The sequence below is a fragment of the Veillonella sp. 27098_8_77 genome (genome assembly GCF_041431535.1).
Lineage (GTDB): Bacteria > Bacillota > Negativicutes > Veillonellales > Veillonellaceae > Veillonella.
Genome location: NZ_JAPVXW010000002.1, coordinates 49,163 through 67,479 on the forward strand (window position 1 = coordinate 49,163; position 18,317 = coordinate 67,479).

Consider the following 18,317-nt stretch of genomic DNA (forward strand, 5'->3'; position numbering starts at 1 on the left):
CTTTCATTGCGTTCATATTTATTACCGGGCCTATTACTTATTATAGATGTAATTACTATTATTGGCGTGGCATTAATCAGTTTGCTTATTCGATTTGATGGATATATCATGCCACAGTATATGGCTCAAATGATAGATGCATTGCCTATTATGGTGATTTCTTATATTGTTATGCTTTTATCCATGCACTTATATACACGCATATGGCGCTATGCAGGTATGCGTGAAGTAATGGCCGTATTAATTGCTACAACTCTAGGGGCTGGATTGTTTTACACCGGTATGTATGTATTTGGCAAGTCTTTGCCTAGGTCCATTTATTTAATCAGTTGGCTGCTTAGCACTGGTGTTATTGGAATTGGTAGAATGGTGCTTCATTATATTGCTATGCGCTATGGAGGAAAACAAAGTACTGATACGGATATGGTGAATACCTTAATCATTGGTGCTGGAGATGCAGGTGCTACGATTGCTCGTGAAATTGAACGGTATCATAAACGTTCACGTAAGGTAATCGGTTTTATCGATGATGATGAGGCCAAATTTAATCGTTTAATGGGCGGTGTTCGAATTCTTGGTAATCGACATGATATTCCATCCATAGTGAAAGAAAATAATGTGAAAGAGATTATTATCGCCATGCCTTCCGTTACGCGTCATGAAATCAGAAATATCATGGAAATTTGTTCGCCCCTTAAATGCAAGGTAAATACATTACCTGGCATGTATCAACTATTAGATGATGAAGTCCTCGTATCGCATCTTCACCCAGTTTCCATAGAAGATTTACTGGAGCGGGATGAGGTTCGCCTCGATATGGATATCGTAGAACATTACATTCACGATAAGGTGGTTCTTGTAACTGGTGCTGGTGGGTCCATTGGATCTGAAATTTGTCGTCAAATCATGCGTGTTGGCCCTAAGATGCTTTTGTTGTTAGGACATGGTGAAAACAGTATATACCTCATCAATCAAGAGTTAAAAAATCTCTATAAAGATGGCCCTATTATACCGATTATTGCAGATATTCGTGATAAGCAACAATTAGACAAAATATTTTCTCAGTATCATCCTGAAGTTGTATTCCATGCAGCAGCTCATAAGCATGTGCCGTTAATGGAAATACAACCGATGGCAGCCGTGTTAAATAATATTTATGGTACTCGAAATGTAGCAGATGTGGCTGGTCGTCATGGTGTAGAACGATTTGTCATGATTTCTACAGATAAGGCTGTCAATCCGACCAGCGTTATGGGGGCTACAAAACGTGTAGCTGAAAAGGTTATCATATCCATGAACGACATGTATGATACGAAATATATTACCGTACGTTTTGGTAATGTGTTAGGAAGTCGCGGTTCTGTCATTCCTTTATTCAAGAAACAGATTGAAGCTGGTGGTCCTGTAACTGTTACAGATCCAGAAATGACACGTTATTTTATGACCATACCAGAAGCAAGTCAACTTGTATTACAAGCTGGTGCCATGGGAAAAGGTGGAGAAGTATTTTTACTCGATATGGGTGAACCGGTTAAGATTATTGACTTAGCACGAAATATGATTCGTCTATCTGGATTGGAGCCAGATAAGGATATACATATTAAAATTACTGGTCTTAGACCAGGTGAAAAGAAATATGAAGAGTTGCTTACTTCTGAAGAAGGGACAAATAGAACGAATCATACAAAGATATTTGAGGCTGCTTTAGATACTGTTGATCGTAACTGGTTAATGGAAAAAATCGGTAACTTTGATTCTTGTAAAACGGATATGGATGTGATTGGAGTATTACAGGATATTATTCCAACGTATACACCTAATCATAATGTATAAGCGGGAAGAGAGACCGCTGTGTTGTATACCTGCTTGAAAGGGGTATTGGGATGGAACAAATTATAGACGTAAAAGATATAGCTAAGATTCTTGTTAGAAGGCGACGAACTATTATAAATGTGACAGGTATTTGCATCCTGCTAGGAGCAGCTTATCTCGTAGTGACGCCATCAACCTATCAATCTACAGCTATGTTGCGCATCAAACAAACACAAGGCTTAGGTAATTCAGTACTATCTACTGATCAAGGGTATTCAGATACTATGGCGCGTCAATTGATGAATACCGATGCAGAGATTTTGAAGAGCCGCAATGTAGTGGAACCGGTTATTAATGAAGTTGAAGGCGATCAAGTAATAACGTATGAAGAATTCGTTAAAAGCCGCATTGAGACGAAACCATATAAAGAAACACAGCTATTGCAAGTTAGTGTAACAGGTAGAACACCTGAAAAAGCGCAAGAAGCAAATCAATTATTGATTGATACATTTTTGAAACGTTTAGCAGATTTATCGCAAGTTGAGCAAAAGGCGACTCGTGAATTTTTGCAAAAAAGAGTGGTAACAGCGAAGGAGGAATTATCTGAAGCAGAGCAAAAGCTCCAACAATTCCAAGTGGATAACAAAATATATTCCACAAATGATCAAATGAAGGGGCTTACTGATAAGATTACGTTAATCGATCGCGAAAAGGCACAAAATAAGCTTGATTTAGAAACGGCGCAAGCTGCATTAGGTAGCATTAATGCGGATTTAGGTTCGGCAGGTGCTAGCATTGCAGATAGCTCAACTGTACAAGCTTATAAATCACAACTAGCAGATTTAGAGGCTCGTAAGGCAAGTTACGCAGGTAAATATACAGATTCACATCCTGCAATGAAGGAAGTAAATGATCAGATTGCTAAAGCACAAGCCGGTTTACAACAGGAAATCGATGCTATTGTTTCGCAGCAAGCACCATCAAGCAATTCCGCTCAACAAGGTTTATTAGCCGATAAATTTAGAAATGAAGCGGCATTAGCTGTGGCTCAAAGTAAAGAAGCCGCCTTAGCCGATTTAGATAAAGATAACGAAGATGCGATGAAAGCACTTCCTGAAAAGGAACGGGGATATATTCAAGCTAAGCGCGATGTAGATGTAGCTCAAGATATTTATGAAATGCTTTCTAAACGTCTAGAGGAAGCTAAGGTGGCAGAGGTTATGGTACCAAATGAGGTACAAATCGTCGATGCTCCTACATTACCAGAAAAAGCGATTGCTCCTCGTCGTGTACTTGTTATGGTTGCCAGTGCTATTATCGGTTTAATTTTAGGATGTTTGTATACATTAGTTAACTCCTTGCGAAATCGTAGAGTACAGACTGCAAATGATGTTGAAGATATGTTACAGGTGCCGATGCTAGGTGTTATTCCTAATCACAGAAAATCGGTCACAGAAGAACCTAAGAATAAAGTGTTGCGTTGGTTGTATAAGGTGAGAGGTTAAGATGGATACGATACGATTAATTTCAAATGAATATGGTGATACTCCTCTTGTGGAATCTTATCGAACATTGCGTAGTAATTTGCAGTATCGCTGTAATGCTGAAAATAGAAAATTGCTGTGTGTTACATCTGCCACAACCGGTGAAGGTGTATCTGAGGTGGCGGCTAATTTAGCTATCTCATTATCTAGGAATAATGACAAGGTATTGTTAATTGATGGTAATTTACGCAATCCTGTACAGCATGTTGTATTTGATGTGAAAAATCAAGGATTAACTAATCATATTATTATGGATGAAGATTTGACGATTCATCGTCATGTAATGCCGCATTTAGATGTAATTACTAGTGGTTCAGCTGTAGAATCTCCATCTGAAGTTGTTGATTCCCATCGATTATCAACGATTTTTGAATACATTCGTGATGAATACGATGTCATCATAGTGGATACACCATCCGTGTTAAGTGTGACGGATGCCTTGGTTATAGCTGAGAAATCAGATGGCGTTCTCTTTGTTGTAAAAGGTGATTATGTTCAACCTGATGATATGGCATTAGCTAAACAACGATTAGAGCAAATTGGAGTACCTATTATCGGATCAGTGTTTATTGATATGGAATAAATGGAAAGTATAGGTGAAAGCTATGAAAATTAATTTCTCTCCTCCAGATATTACAGAATTAGAAATTAATGAGGTGGTAGAAGCGTTAAAAAGTGGTTGGATTACAACTGGACCACGTACTAAGGAATTAGAACGACGTATTGCAACGTATTTAGGGACGCCAAAGGCGGTGTGCTTAAATTCAGCAACTGCAGCCTTAGAAATGATTCTTCGCGTATTGGGTATTGGACCAGGTGATGAAGTTATAACTAGTGCTTACTCCTATACGGCTAGTGCAAGTCCTGTAGTTCATGTAGGGGCAAAACTAGTATTAATCGATACAGCACCTGATTCTTATGAAATGGACTATGATAAGGTGGCTGCGGCTATAACCGATAAGACAAAGGCTATCATTCCTGTTGATATTGGTGGCGTACCTTGTGATTATGATTGTTTATTTACAATTGTAAATGATGCGGCAACGTTGTTTACACCAAGTAATGACATACAACGTGCTTTGGGCCGAATTCCAATCGTCGCAGACTGTGCCCATTCCTTCGGGGCAACCTATAAAGGGGTGCATACAGGCAATGTAGCTGACTTTAGTAGCTTCTCCTTTCATGCGGTAAAAAACTTTACCACTGCTGAAGGTGGGTGTGCTACGTGGAAGCATATAGAGGGCATTGATGATGAAGCTCTCTATAAGGAATTCCAACTATTATCTTTACATGGTCAGGATAAGGATGCATTGGCCAAAACTAAGATGGGGGCCTGGGAATATGATATTAAAGGTACCTATTATAAGTGCAATATGACGGATATAATGGCTGCTATTGGATTGGCCCAATTAGAACGATATCCTGGCCTATTAGAACGGCGTCGTGAAATGATTAATCGATATAATGACGCATTTAAAGATTGTCCTGTATCTGTAGTACCTCATTATACGGAAGAGCATATGAGTAGTGGTCATTTATATTTAGTGCGTATCAATGATGCAACCATAGAACAACGTAATGAATTAATTGAACGAATGGCAGAAAAAGGTGTTGCTACAAATGTGCATTATAAGCCAATTCCGATGCACACGGCTTATAAAAACTTGGGATTTTCTATCGATGATTATCCGAATGCATATGACCAGTTCAAAAATGAAATTACACTACCCCTTCATACTAATTTGACAGATGAAGAGGTAAGCTATGTGATTCATACATTTAAAGAATGTTTAGGTGCATTATGATTTGGAAATCATGGCAGGAATTGCCCGATGATATGCGATGTGGCGCAGTTCGTCCTTATTACGATATCTTAGCATCTAAACGGAGTGATTTACTGCTTAAGTCTATTTTTGATCGACTAATGGCAGCCATTTTATTACTCTTGCTAAGTCCTGTATTTCTGGCCTTAGCAGTATGGATAAAGGTTGATAGTGAAGGTCCTGTGTTTTTTAGACAAGAACGGGTTACGCAATATGGTAAAATCTTTAGAATTTATAAGTTTAGGACCATGGTGCAAAATGCAGAACAGCTTGGTGCACAAGTTACGTCTAAAGGCGATATGCGTGTTACCGCTGTAGGACAGGCGCTACGAAAATGTAGACTCGATGAGTTGCCTCAATTAATTAATATATTGGAAGGCACAATGAGTTTTGTAGGCACGCGCCCAGAGGTCCCACGATATGTGGATGCTTATACTGATGAAATGAAGGCGACATTGTTGCTCCCTGCAGGTGTGACGAGCATAGCTAGTATTCGGTATAAGGATGAAGATGCATTGTTAGATGCAGCAGATGATGTAGATGATTGTTATATTCATAATGTATTGCCTGCAAAGATGGAATGGAATCTAAAGAGTATTGTAGAATTCTCATTTTGGCGAGAATTGAAGGTTATGGTGGAAACGGTATTGGCCGTTATACGTTAGAAAGGTAGTATGGCAGAAACAACAGCTCATGATATACAAGCTAAAGAATTAAATATGCTTTTAGTATTTAAAGAATTTTGTGATGTCCATAATCTACGATTCTATTTATGTGGCGGTGGTCTTATTGGTGCTATTCGACATAAGGGATTTATCCCCTGGGATGATGATTTAGATATTTTTATGCCACGTCCCGATTATGAACGATTAGCTCAACTTTGGCCTAAATATGGAGATAAACGATATACCTATTGTAGGACCACAAAAGATAAGATTTATCATGATGCAGGTGCATCAATCCGCGATGAAGAAACGACTTTCATCAATCGTCACAGTGTGAATGAAGATATTTGTCACGGTTTAGCCCTTGAGATTATGCCCATTGATGGTTGTCCAAAGGGTTCTGTTAAACGATTTTTTCAATTAATGTGGGCCATGACATTTGCTCTATTTAATGCACAACGTTTACCTGATAACAAGGGCAAAGTATATCGATTATTGGCAGGTTGTATATATAAGGTGATTTCTAAACCATCATGGCGATATCATATATGGCGCTTTGCAGAAAAACAAATGAGCCAATATGATTTTGAAACATCCGATGAAGTAACAGAACTAATCGGTAGTTTGAAAGGTATGAAGCTGCGCCATCCACGGAAGGATTTTGACCATGTTGTATATAAGGAATTTGAAGGCCATCAAATTCCCGTTATGGCTGGGTATGAACGGTACTTACGTTTGATTTGGGGCGATTATATGCAATTGCCACCAGTAGAACAGCGCGTAGCGAAACATGATGCTGTATATATCGATATGGATCATAGTTATACAAATTATAAGGGTGTTCATTATTTAGTAGATTCACATCGTTAGTCGATGAGGGAGGTTCTATGAAAAGAATAGCAGTTATATTTGCTGGTGGCGTAGGATCCCGTATGAAAAATGATAAAATGCCAAAGCAATTCCTTGAATGGAATGGCAAGCCTATACTAATACAAACATTATCTATCTTTGAAGAAGAACAACTCATTGATAGCATTGTATTAGTATGTAAGGCAGACTGGATGGATTATGCAAAAGCACTGATTGCAAAAGAAGGACTTCAAAAGATTGTATCTATTGTTCCTGGTGGCGAAACTGCTCTAGACTCCCAATATAATGGTTTGCTTGAAGTGAAACGATTATATGGTGTTGATGATATAACAGTACTCATTCATGATGGTGTACGACCTTTGGTTGATCGATCTACCATTGTTAGAAATATACGATCTGTTGAAACAAAGGGGAGTGCCATTACGGTAACTCCTGCTATTGAAACGGTTATGGTTACTGATGATGGAGAAATAAAGACGATTTTAAATCGTCAACAATGTTTGATGGCAAAAGCGCCTCAAAGTTTTAGGCTCGTTGATATTCTTTCAGTTCATGATACATCAATAGCTGAAGGAATTCATGATTTTATCGACTCTGCATCTATGATGATGCATTATGGATACCCATTATATCCTGTATGGGGCGAACCAGAGAATATTAAGATTACGACTCCATCAGATTACTATATGTTTACAGGTATATTGAAAAATAGAGAACGTGGAGGTGAGGGCAATTAATACAGTTGTTGAACGAGACATACAAGAAATTATAGAGGATTCTCATATATTTAAGGCTTTTCAAGGCAAGACAATACTAGTCACAGGTGCTACAGGTTTGATTGGTTCTATGGTGGCTCGTTCATTAGTAGCTGCTAATGATGCCTATCATCTTTCATTACATGTCGTGTGCCATGTGCGCAATACAGAAAAGGCTTATCGTATGTTTGTGGATATTTTAGATTCACAAGCAATAACATTTGTGGATACTCCGATAGACTCTCTAGATGTAGCCTGCGACTATATTATGCATGGTGCAGCTCCTACAAAATCCAAATACTTTGTAGAACACCCAGTGGATACGATTCGTACATCGATACATGGTACGGAGCGTATGTTGGAACTAGGAAAAGAACAACAGATTTTAGGCATGGTATATCTATCGAGCATGGAACAGTATGGTATACCCTATGAATCTGGTCAAGTTATGACGGAGGATCGCATTGGGTATTTAGATCATCTAAACGTTCGTAGTTCCTATTCTGAAAGTAAGCGTATGTGCGAATGTTATTGTAAATCCTATGCTGTTGAATTTGGTGTCCCTGTTAAAATCGCTCGCCTTGCGCAGACGTTCGGCGCTGGTGTACCGTTAGATGATAATCGGGTATTTATGCAGTTCACCCAACATGCCTTGGATGGTCGTGATATTATCCTTCATACTAAGGGCGATTCCATGTCCAACTTCTGTTACATTACGGATGCGGTACGTGCCATTATCATCCTGATGACCAATGGTGAAGTCGGGGAAGCTTATAATGTATGCCATGATGAGGAAACACGTAGTATTGCTAGTATCGCTAACTTGGTAGCGTGCCATGTGGGGAACGATAAGATTTCCGTCGTCTTCGATATTCCAGAAAATGTATCCTCCTTTGGTTATGCACCTACAGTTCATATGTTTTTGAATTCTAGGAAGATGCGTAATCTATCATGGGAACCACAGGTAACGATGAAGGATGCGTATATGCGTCTGGCTGAATATATCAAAGAGGAGCGGCTATATGGGTAAAGAAATTATAATTGTTACCATATCTCTTGGTAATGATGGAGCCGAACGAATTTTAACAGAATTAGCACGACAATGGCATCATGATGGACATACAATTACAGTCATTCAAACAAGCCCTAATCGGTATGGTACAGAATATGCATTGCCGGAGGGAATTGAGCAAATTCAAATACATACGACGAGTTCCAATAAAATCATTCGTTTTTTACAAGAGATAAAAGCTCTTGTGGGAATATTAAAACGACGACCAAATGCGACATGTTTATCATTTTTAAGTGCGTCTAGCTTTATTTTGGCAATCAGTTCGTGGTTTGTAAACAATCGCATGGTGTTTTCTGAGCGAAATAATCCGCGTAAGGTTCCTGTAGGAAAATACCAACAGATGTTGCGAAATTTTGCGTTTCGCTTTGCTGATGCCATCGTATTTCAAACGGAAGATGCAAAATCATATTTTTCCAAGTCTATACAAAGCCGTGGGCATATCATTCCAAACCCTATTAATGGTAATTTACCGGAACCTTATGAAGGGGAACGTCAAAAGATTATTGTAACCGCCTGTCGATTGCATCCACAGAAAAATTTACCAATGATGATCAATGCATTTAGTATGCTAGCTGACGAGTTTAAGGACTATAAACTTGTCATATATGGTCAAGGTGTTTTAGAAGCTGAACTTCGACAACAAATTGCAAATTTAGGATTAACTGATAGAGTTCTTTTACCTGGTTTTGCATCTGATATTTTGGAACAAGAACGTCCGTGTACAATGTTTGTGTCATCATCTGACTTTGAAGGCATATCCAACTCTATGTTAGAAGCTATGGGCATGGGATTGCCTGTAGTTGTTACAGACTGTCCCGTAGGCGGTGCACGCATGGTCATTCAGGACGGTGTTAATGGGTTGCTTGTTCCTGTAGGTGATACGAAAACGATGTATGAAAAAATGAAATCCATCTTAGGAAATCCTGAGTTAGCCAAACGTATATCTACGGAGGCGATTAAGGTGCGAGATACGTTCCCGCTCAGTAAAATTGCTAAACGATGGATTGATATTCTATAAGGTCAGTTTGTGTTGTGATGTACATATATTGAGAGAAGAGGGACAGTATTGAAATTAAATATTACAACCATTTCCAACCGTCTTATATGGCTTATAACATTAGTATTTCTCGTACTTTCATTAACCATATCATTTGCCCTCGGTGATGCAGATTACGGAGCATATGTATTATTTGTATGCTTGTTTGGATTGATTCTATGTTATCTCGTTAGAGATCAAGGACGCATTACATTGTCGTTTACATGGATGCATATGTATATGTTGTTATTCATAGGTGCTTGCTATCTAAGTTCCCTAACTGCTCTTGATTCGTCTGTAGCCCTGAGTAGAAGTTTTGATATTGTAAAAATATTTTGCATGCTCATTGTTCTCTATATGTGCTTTCAGCGAGAAAAATCTGTTGATTCATTGCTGAAAATTGGTATGTGGACAGGATATATCGTCTGTTTTTATACAGTGTATTACTATGGACTTGACTATTTTATCAATGTACTTTCATCATCAGCTCGTATTGCTAATGATGCGTTAAATGCGAATACCGTAGGTTTGCTAGGGGCTAATGCCATCGTTATGACCGTATATTATATGATGTATGATAAGCCTCGGTGGTGGAACATTATAGCATTGCCAACATTAGGTATATTAGCTGCCACGGGGAGTCGGAAGGCATTGGTATTTGTCGTTATAGGCATTGTTTTATTATTTGTATTTAAAAGCTTTCGCAGTAACAATATTGTTAACTCCTTAGCTAAATTGGTGGCGTACTTAGGAATCGTTATTATTGCATTTATAGGAATTCTCCAATTGCCAATCTTCAGTGAAGTCTTAGAACGTATGAGTTCTATGGTAGATGCTTTCACCGGTACTGGGGGTGACTCATCTGCTATTGTTCGTATGGCCTTAGTGGATATAGGTTGGGATCTATTTCATCAGTCTCCGATTATAGGCGTTGGTGTTAATAATCCAGCGGTATATACATATTCTATTTTCGGTAGAGAAAATTATTACCTTCACAATAATTACATCGAGTTATTGGCGGGCACGGGTATTATCGGTGTGGTTACGTATTACTCGATGTATGTGTATCTCGTATATAACATGATTCGATATCATGATTTCCACAGCAATGAATATGTCATGGTATTTATATTACTTATGTCCCAATTAGTTATGGATATGGGCTTGGTTTCCTATGAAAGTAAAAGTACTTATTTTTACATGATGTTATTTTATATGGAGGTACAAATTTTACGTTCTAGAAGGGGGGAGTTACATGAGCCTACAAAAAATACTAAATAAAGGAAAACGATTCATCTCCGACCCTCACTATCGTTTGCGATCGATGATAAAAATGGGTGTCTATAATTCTCTAAGTGATGAAGCATTTCTACGAAAGATATTTCCTAAATACATGGGATATCCATTAAATTTAGATGATCCAAGAACCTTTAGTGAAAAAATGCAATGGATGAAGCTTTATGATCGAAAGCCAATATATACAACTATGGTTGATAAATATGAAGCAAAAAATTATTTGGCTGATAGGATAGACTCCAAATACATCATTCCTAATTTAGGTGTATGGGACTCTTTTGATGAAATTGATTTTGAAGCATTGCCTAATCAGTTTGTTTTAAAATGCACCCACGATAGTGGAGGAATTGTCATTTGTAAAGATAAATCTAAATTTGACAAAGAAGGAGCACGTCGAATTATAAATATGTCTTTACAACGGAATTTTTATCTAATAGCTCGTGAATGGCCTTATAAGAATGTAAAACGACGCATTTTAGCAGAACCATATATAGATGAGCTAGGGAGTGCGGATTTATTAGACTATAAGATGTATTCCTTTCACGGTGAACCAAAACTAACTGTAGTTTGTTCTGAACGCTTTTCCAAAGGTGGTACACGTATGAATTATTATGATGTTGATTGGAACTATATCAATCTTTCCATTCTTCATTATGAGCCTTCGAATAGAACCTTTGAAAAACCGCCTCATTATGAGGAAATGATATCGTTATGTAAGAAATTAACGAAGGACTATCCATTTTTACGAGTTGATTTTTATGATGTTAATCATCGTTTATATGTTGGGGAATTAACCTTATACCCTGGCGCAGGATTTATAAAGATAGAACCAATGGAGTTTGATTACAAAATGGGAGAGTGGTTACATCTTGAAGGTATACATCGGAGCTGATTTTGTTCCTACAGACGTAAATCGGATTTTATTCGAAAATGGTGATATGGAATCTATTATTGGAACGCAACTATACAACATGTTATGTGAGGCTGATTTAAATGTGTTTAACTTAGAGGTTCCACTTACAGATACCGATACACCAATTGATAAATTTGGCCATAATTTAAAGTCTCCTAGAAAAACAATCAATGGATTTAAGGCAATTCCTTCTTTGTTACTTGGTCTGGCCAATAATCATTCTTATGATCAAGGGTTTGAAGGTCTTGAATCTACAATACATGTATTGACACAAGCTAATATAGCATATTGCGGAGCGGGCAATGATGTAAACGAGGCAAAAAAAACGTATATATTTACTAAAGATGGTATACGGTTAGGTATTTATATGTGCACAGAAAATGAGTTTTCTAGTGCTACTATGCATAGTGCAGGGGCAAATCCTTTTGATGTACTTGAAAGCTTTGATGACGTACAAAAACTTAAAGAACAATGTGATTACGTAGTTGTACTGTATCACGGAGGTAAAGAGTTTTATAGGTATCCATCACCAATGTTGCAACGATATTGTCGTAAGTTTGTCGAAAAAGGTGCTTCTTTAGTTCTTTGTCAACATAGTCATTGCATAGGTGCTAGAGAAGAGTATAAAGATGGCACAATTATCTATGGCCAAGGGAGCTTTGTATTTAAAACAGAGTATTTCGATAATTTACCACACATAGTTGCTGATTCTATAGTTATAGAACTAACTATTGATGGAAATGAATTTCATATTCGTGAGATTCCAATAACTCGTACAGATGTGGGAGTTACAGTATCATCTGATGAACATGCTAAGAATGTTATGCAAATGTACAATCAATTAACAGACGATATTAAGGATCCTCATTTTGTATATGAAAATTATAAACATTTTGCGGATACACATATTAATCGCTATTTGCGTGAATTTATAGGACGTACATGGATTGTGAAAGCTATTAACCTCTTATGTAATCGTAAGCTAGTACATTTATTGTTAGGCAAAACGAGTTACTTAGCAATACAAAATTATCTTTCTTGTGAAGCACATCATGAATTGTTTTTACAAGGTTTAAAGAATATAAATCGGAAGTAAATGGATCAGAATTTATATGGATACTAAAGTTGTAGCTGCTGCTAAGTGGTCCCTTATAACGGAGGTCTTAGCGAAGCTTATTACACCAATTACAAATATCATATTGGCACATATATTAGCCCCTACAGCATTTGGTATTTTAGCGACCATTATGATGGTTATTTCCTTTGCGGAAATGTTAGCAGATGCAGGTTTCCAAAAATTCCTTGTTCAATACGAATTTGAAAGTGAAGAAGATAAACAGAAGAGTGTTAGCGTCGCATTCATTTCAAATATCGTGCTTGCTATTATTCTCTGGATCGCCATCATTGTGTGGCGTGATGATTTGGCATCACTAGTAGGAAATGATGGATTAGGTATTCCTTTAGCTGTAATGGGAACTATGTTGCCCTTAAGTGCATTTAGTAGCATTCAAATGGCAATGTATAGGAGAAGTTTTAACTTTAAATTTCTCTTAAGTATACGGATGATTACTATCGTTACGCCTTTATTCGTATCCATACCAATGGCGTTAGCAGGATTTGATTATTGGGCATTGATTGCAGGCCTATTAGCGGCACAACTCTTTACGGCTATCGCACTTTGTATACGACAAGAAAAGTTGATATCAATTTATTTTTCATATCAAGTGTTTCGTAATATGTTTAGCTTTAGTGCGTGGTCGTTGGCAGAGGCTTTCTCCATATGGCTCACTGCATGGATAGATACCTTCATTATTAGCCATTTTTTAAATGCTTATTATCTTGGTATGTATAAAATGCCAACTGCTATAGTGACTACGGTAATGGCTATTGCTACTTCGTCGATGGCTCCGGTTTTATTCTCTGCCTTATCACGGCATCAACATAATAAGGTGGAGTTTGAAAAAACGTTTTTTACCTTTCAACGATATATGGCGTTGTTCTTGGTTCCCTTAGGTGTGGGCATGTTTGTATACCAAGATTTTATTGTACAAATATTATTGGGACCACAGTGGAAATTAGCTGGTATAGTACTAGGGTCTTGGGCATTAAGCTCATCTTTAGTGACGGCTATATCTTATTTGATATCAGAAGCGTTTCGTGCAAAAGGAATGCCTAATATTTCATTCCTGGCACAGATGGCGCATCTCATCGTATTAATACCAGTTATATATATATGTGTTCAATATGATTTCACTACATTTGTATATGCCAGGTCGATAGTACGGGTTCAAATGATTGCTGTGCTTCTATATCTTTTAGCAGTTTATGTAAAGATGAATGCGTGGAATGTTATTAGCAATATTAAAACCTATATCATCACCTCCGTCATTGTAGGTGTAGGCTCTTATGTTCTATTGCATGTATATATTAGTATGATTTGGACGATTTTCTGTATATGTGTCAGTCTCATTTCGTATCTTGTTGTGTTGTATCTATTTCCAACGGAGAGAGTTGTGCTTACGAAAATATGGGATAGCGTTTTAACGAGATTAAGGCGTTCCTAAAGGAAAGGACAGAGTATGCTTTTACAAAATGTATCATTACATAACAAGGTAATTCTTATCACTGGTGCAGCAGGATTCGTAGGCGCCAATCTTGTTATGTCGCTTCTTAAAAATGTTGAAAGTAGTTGTATCATAGGTATCGATTCTGTTAATGATTACTATGATGTTAGTTTAAAAGAGTATAGATTACAACAGATTGAGTCCTTGAGAGACAATGGTAATCAATGGATATTTAAGAAGGGGAATATAGCAGATAAAGAATTCTTACAATCTATTTTTGAAGAATATAAACCCGATGTAGTTGTTAATTTAGCTGCACAAGCGGGTGTACGATATTCTATTACCAATCCAGATGCGTATATAGAATCAAATATTATTGGGTTTTACAATATTTTAGAATGTTGTCGTCATTCCTATGATAATGGTACAAAGGGTGTAGAACATCTTGTATATGCATCATCTTCATCCGTATATGGATCGAACAAAAAGATTCCGTATTCTACTGATGACCAAGTGGATAATCCTGTTTCCTTATATGCGGCTACGAAAAAATCCAATGAATTATTAGCTTATTCCTATGCCAAGTTATATAACATACCGAGTACAGGTCTTCGATTCTTTACCGTTTATGGACCAGCTGGTCGTCCAGATATGGCGTACTTTGGATTTACCAATACATTACGCAAAGGTGAAGTCATCAAAATTTTTAATTATGGTAATTGTAAACGCGATTTTACCTACATAGACGATATTATTGAAGGTGTGTATAAGGTTATGCAAGTGGCTCCAGAACGAAGAAATGGTGCTGATGGATTACCAGTGCCACCATATGCTATTTATAACATCGGTAATAATAGCCCTGAAAATTTATTGGATTTTGTGACGATTTTAGGGGAAGAGTTAATAGCTGTTGGTGTGTTACCAGCGGACTTTAATATGGAACGCCATAAGGAACTCGTTGCTATGCAACCAGGTGATGTACCTATTACCTACGCGGATACATCTGCTTTAGAAGCGGATTTTGGATTTAAACCAAGTACAACACTTCGAGAAGGTTTAAGACGTTTTGCAACATGGTATAAAGATTTTTATATGAAGGATGGTAAATAAATGAAAATAGCAATAGCTGGTACTGGGTATGTTGGTCTTTCAAATGGTGTATTATTGTCACAACATAATGAAGTGGTTGCATTAGATATCATTCCTGAAAAGGTTGATATGATTAACCGTAAAGAATCACCCATAGTCGACTCAGAATTAGCCGATTATTTGAAGAATAAGTCATTGAATCTTAAGGCAACCTTAGATCCTAAGGAAGCTTTTACCGGTGCTGATTATATTATTATTTCTACACCTACTAATTATGACCCGCAAAAGAATTTTTTTGATACATCATCTGTAGAATCTGTTATCAAAACAGTTCTAGATATTAACCGTGATGCGGTTATGATTATTAAATCCACAGTTCCCGTAGGATATACAGAGCAAATGAGAGAGCGATTTAATACGAATAATATTATCTTCTCTCCTGAGTTTTTACGTGAAGGGAAGGCGTTGTACGATAATTTATATCCTTCTCGTATTGTAGTAGGCGAGGATTCTGAACGTGCTCGTACATTTGCTCATTTATTAGCAGAAGGAGCCCATAAAAAAGATATACCTCTATGCTTCACTGGTTCTACAGAGGCAGAGGCCATTAAATTATTTGCTAACACCTATCTTGCATTGCGTGTAGCTTATTTTAACGAATTAGATTCTTATGCAGAGGTGCGTGGCCTTAATACGGGTGAAATCATTCATGGTGTATGCTTGGATCCACGGATTGGGGATTTCTACAATAATCCTTCTTTTGGATATGGTGGATATTGTTTGCCAAAAGATACGAAACAATTATTAGCTAATTATAATGATGTGCCTCAAAATCTTATATCTGCCATTGTCGATGCAAATCGAACGAGAAAAGATCACATTGCTGATGCCATCATTGGTAAAGACCCTAAGATTGTTGGTATTTATCGATTGACAATGAAAACAAATTCAGATAACTTTAGGGCTTCTGCTGTGCAGGGGATTATGAAACGGATTAAAGCAAAGGGCATTGCCGTTGTTGTGTATGAACCAACTCTTGAAGCGAATGATTTTTTCCACTCTCCTGTTATTAGAAATTTTGATGATTTTAAACGTGTAAGCGATGTAATTGTAGCAAATCGTTGGGATGAATCCTTAGCTGATGTAAAGGATAAGGTATACACTAGAGATATTTTTGACCGAGATTAGTGGCGGTGATAGTAGATGTTAAAAAAACATTGGATAAGCTTTGCTTTAGTTGTTCTTGTTATACTTTTTATCTGGGATAATTCACTGCAAAACGATATTTCCTCAGATGGTTTGAGCCTTACGATAACACAATGGTTGAGCCCATTCTTGTATAAGCTTGGTATTACAGGCGATATGTGGTCATTAAATCGAATTGTCCGCAAGCTGGCGCATGTATTTGAATTTGCTGTACTGGGTGGATGTTTATATGTAGCATTACATCAATTTAATCGTGAATATGCAGGTCTTAAAGTAATTGCAATAGGGCTTGTTATTGCCATTTTAGATGAATGTTTGCAACTTACAAGCATTGGTAGACATGCATCAATTAGAGATGTGGCCATCGATACGGCCGGTGTTATCATAGGTGTTGCCGTGGTACAAGTTATTTTATCTATATATCGTCGTATCCGACATGGTTAGTAGAAATTCTCTATTTTAATGAATAATAGATATGTTATATATAAGACCTCTATGAATATTTTATAGAGGTCTTATTTTTATGAAAGCAATGTGAAAATATAAAATAATCTTTAATTTTAAACAATCAAATATTATCAAAAGTTTAGGTATAAGTACTTTTCAAGACATAGATTCATTGGTATAATATGAATGTAAAATGAATTCAAGCAAAAATATATATTTATAGTGAGAGATTTATATCGAGGTAAGGGGCGATATAATGATGAGAATGGGGAAGGATATGAAACGTATATTAGATTTACATACACATATTTTACCTGCTATGGAAGATGGAAAAGGACCTCAAACTATGGCAGAATCTGTACAAATGATTAAAGATTTAGTGGCCAGTGGCATTACAGATATTTTTTGCACACCTAAGGTGAATATTTTAACTGTGCAGTCCTTTATTGCGTCAGTTCCTACTATTTTAGATAATGTAAGACATGCTGTGGCGGAACAAGATGTGAGTGCAACGTTGCATAAAGGTGCTGTTGTTGAATTGAGTGATTCTATGATTGAATATATTCGTAACCATAGAGAGGCTCTTGTACTTGGCAATAGCCATTTTATGTTAGTCACAATTCCAGCGGATTGTAAGCTACATCATGTTGATGCATGGTTACAAACACTATGTGACTTAGGCATTACACCTATTATAAATGAAGTAGAACGGTATAGTCTTTTCTTTAGAAAACCAGAGCTTTTATTGGCTTGGGTTGATAAGGGGATTTTGTTTGAATGTAATATTATGTCTTTTGAACATCATTCTGAACATTATACGAGAGCCATCGAGTTATATACAAATGGTTTGATACACTTCTTTGGTACAGGATATGATGTATTGCCAAATCAATATGGTAGCTATGTAGAGGTAATTTCTAAACTAGACATGGAATATAAGAAAGATCTACTTGGTGATGTGCGTTTGAATGAACGCGACTTATTAGCAGACCGAGTATTTTATCCTACAGTGCCAGATCATTGGGCTGGACGAAGACCTAATTTTTGGACTCGTCTTTTAGCATTAGCGTTCTAAGTTAATTTATGAAAAAGAGTTCTTTTATCATGCCAATTTTGCATGGTAAAAGAACTCTTTTTTACATTATATAGTATTTTTTATTGCAAATAAGCACAATATATAGTATACTGTGAGAGCAATAAAAAATACGGAATTTCCTATGAAATT

General features: G+C 37.0%; 17 protein-coding genes. All 17 read left to right on the forward strand.

Annotation, left to right across the window (positions count from 1 at the left end; all coding sequences use genetic code 11):
• Window positions 1–6: 6 nt before the first annotated feature.
• The 17 genes from O3617_RS01815 (at window position 7) to O3617_RS01895 (ending at window position 18,167) form a co-directional block, all read left to right on the forward strand.
• The gene (locus O3617_RS01815; protein WP_371448350.1) at window positions 7–1,833 is read left to right on the forward strand and encodes a polysaccharide biosynthesis protein; all 1,827 of its coding nucleotides are present in this window, start codon (window positions 7–9) and stop codon (window positions 1,831–1,833) included.
• A 50-nt stretch (window positions 1,834–1,883) separates the two neighbouring features.
• Window positions 1,884–3,317, forward strand: a complete 1,434-nt coding sequence (locus O3617_RS01820) for a GumC family protein (protein WP_371448352.1) — start codon at window positions 1,884–1,886, stop codon at window positions 3,315–3,317.
• Window position 3,318: 1 nt separating this feature from the next.
• Complete coding sequence (locus O3617_RS01825) at window positions 3,319–3,939, forward strand: CpsD/CapB family tyrosine-protein kinase (protein ID WP_371448354.1); 621 nt, start codon at window positions 3,319–3,321, stop codon at window positions 3,937–3,939.
• A gap of 22 nt (window positions 3,940–3,961) precedes the next feature.
• A complete protein-coding gene (locus O3617_RS01830) occupies window positions 3,962–5,161 on the forward strand; it encodes a DegT/DnrJ/EryC1/StrS family aminotransferase (protein ID WP_371448355.1) in 1,200 nt (399 codons plus the stop codon).
• Window positions 5,158–5,844 (forward strand): sugar transferase, encoded by a 687-nt coding sequence (locus O3617_RS01835; RefSeq protein WP_371448357.1) that lies wholly within the window; start codon window positions 5,158–5,160, stop codon window positions 5,842–5,844. The genes O3617_RS01830 and O3617_RS01835 overlap by 4 nt, the downstream gene beginning before the upstream one ends.
• A 9-nt stretch (window positions 5,845–5,853) precedes the next feature.
• Window positions 5,854–6,714, forward strand: coding sequence for a phosphorylcholine transferase LicD (locus O3617_RS01840; RefSeq protein WP_371448359.1), 861 nt, complete (start codon window positions 5,854–5,856; stop codon window positions 6,712–6,714).
• Between the two features lie 17 nt (window positions 6,715–6,731).
• Window positions 6,732–7,451 (forward strand): 2-C-methyl-D-erythritol 4-phosphate cytidylyltransferase, encoded by a 720-nt coding sequence (locus O3617_RS01845; protein WP_371448360.1) that lies wholly within the window; start codon window positions 6,732–6,734, stop codon window positions 7,449–7,451.
• The gene (locus O3617_RS01850; protein WP_371448362.1) at window positions 7,432–8,499 is read left to right on the forward strand and encodes an NAD-dependent epimerase/dehydratase family protein; all 1,068 of its coding nucleotides are present in this window, start codon (window positions 7,432–7,434) and stop codon (window positions 8,497–8,499) included. Before O3617_RS01845 ends, O3617_RS01850 begins: the two co-directional genes overlap by 20 nt.
• Entirely contained in the window at window positions 8,492–9,559 is a 1,068-nt protein-coding gene (locus tag O3617_RS01855; protein ID WP_371448364.1) for a glycosyltransferase, read from the forward strand. Before O3617_RS01850 ends, O3617_RS01855 begins: the two co-directional genes overlap by 8 nt.
• A gap of 48 nt (window positions 9,560–9,607) precedes the next feature.
• Window positions 9,608–10,858, forward strand: a complete 1,251-nt coding sequence (locus O3617_RS01860) for an O-antigen ligase family protein (protein WP_371448365.1) — start codon at window positions 9,608–9,610, stop codon at window positions 10,856–10,858.
• Entirely contained in the window at window positions 10,833–11,765 is a 933-nt protein-coding gene (locus tag O3617_RS01865; protein ID WP_371448366.1) for an ATP-grasp fold amidoligase family protein, read from the forward strand. The genes O3617_RS01860 and O3617_RS01865 overlap by 26 nt, the downstream gene beginning before the upstream one ends.
• Window positions 11,713–12,882, forward strand: a complete 1,170-nt coding sequence (locus O3617_RS01870; RefSeq protein ID WP_371448368.1) for a CapA family protein — start codon at window positions 11,713–11,715, stop codon at window positions 12,880–12,882. The genes O3617_RS01865 and O3617_RS01870 overlap by 53 nt, the downstream gene beginning before the upstream one ends.
• Window positions 12,883–12,898: 16 nt before the next feature.
• A complete protein-coding gene (locus O3617_RS01875; protein ID WP_371448369.1) occupies window positions 12,899–14,350 on the forward strand; it encodes a lipopolysaccharide biosynthesis protein in 1,452 nt (483 codons plus the stop codon).
• 15 nt (window positions 14,351–14,365) lie between these two features.
• Window positions 14,366–15,460, forward strand: a complete 1,095-nt coding sequence (locus O3617_RS01880) for an NAD-dependent epimerase/dehydratase family protein (RefSeq protein WP_371448371.1) — start codon at window positions 14,366–14,368, stop codon at window positions 15,458–15,460.
• The gene (locus tag O3617_RS01885) at window positions 15,461–16,627 is read left to right on the forward strand and encodes a nucleotide sugar dehydrogenase (RefSeq protein ID WP_371448373.1); all 1,167 of its coding nucleotides are present in this window, start codon (window positions 15,461–15,463) and stop codon (window positions 16,625–16,627) included.
• Between the two features lie 15 nt (window positions 16,628–16,642).
• Complete coding sequence (locus O3617_RS01890; RefSeq protein WP_371448374.1) at window positions 16,643–17,089, forward strand: VanZ family protein; 447 nt, start codon at window positions 16,643–16,645, stop codon at window positions 17,087–17,089.
• Window positions 17,090–17,351: 262 nt separating this feature from the next.
• Entirely contained in the window at window positions 17,352–18,167 is an 816-nt protein-coding gene (locus tag O3617_RS01895) for a CpsB/CapC family capsule biosynthesis tyrosine phosphatase (RefSeq protein WP_371448520.1), read from the forward strand.
• Window positions 18,168–18,317 lie beyond the last annotated feature (150 nt).

Excerpts from the sequence above, each read along its gene's own strand:
- O3617_RS01820 (WP_371448352.1), top strand. The coding sequence starts at position 1,884 with ATGGAACAAATTATAGACGTAAAAGATATAGCTAAGATTCTTGTTAGA.
- O3617_RS01825 (WP_371448354.1), top strand. The coding sequence starts at position 3,319 with ATGGATACGATACGATTAATTTCAAATGAATATGGTGATACTCCTCTT.
- O3617_RS01830 (WP_371448355.1), top strand. The coding sequence starts at position 3,962 with ATGAAAATTAATTTCTCTCCTCCAGATATTACAGAATTAGAAATTAAT.
- O3617_RS01835 (WP_371448357.1), top strand. The coding sequence starts at position 5,158 with ATGATTTGGAAATCATGGCAGGAATTGCCCGATGATATGCGATGTGGC.
- O3617_RS01840 (WP_371448359.1), top strand. The coding sequence starts at position 5,854 with ATGGCAGAAACAACAGCTCATGATATACAAGCTAAAGAATTAAATATG.
- O3617_RS01845 (WP_371448360.1), top strand. The coding sequence starts at position 6,732 with ATGAAAAGAATAGCAGTTATATTTGCTGGTGGCGTAGGATCCCGTATG.
- O3617_RS01855 (WP_371448364.1), top strand. The coding sequence starts at position 8,492 with ATGGGTAAAGAAATTATAATTGTTACCATATCTCTTGGTAATGATGGA.
- O3617_RS01865 (WP_371448366.1), top strand. The coding sequence starts at position 10,833 with ATGAGCCTACAAAAAATACTAAATAAAGGAAAACGATTCATCTCCGAC.
- O3617_RS01875 (WP_371448369.1), top strand. The coding sequence starts at position 12,899 with ATGGATACTAAAGTTGTAGCTGCTGCTAAGTGGTCCCTTATAACGGAG.
- O3617_RS01880 (WP_371448371.1), top strand. The coding sequence starts at position 14,366 with ATGCTTTTACAAAATGTATCATTACATAACAAGGTAATTCTTATCACT.
- O3617_RS01885 (WP_371448373.1), top strand. The coding sequence starts at position 15,461 with ATGAAAATAGCAATAGCTGGTACTGGGTATGTTGGTCTTTCAAATGGT.
- O3617_RS01890 (WP_371448374.1), top strand. The coding sequence starts at position 16,643 with ATGTTAAAAAAACATTGGATAAGCTTTGCTTTAGTTGTTCTTGTTATA.
- O3617_RS01895 (WP_371448520.1), top strand. The coding sequence starts at position 17,352 with ATGAGAATGGGGAAGGATATGAAACGTATATTAGATTTACATACACAT.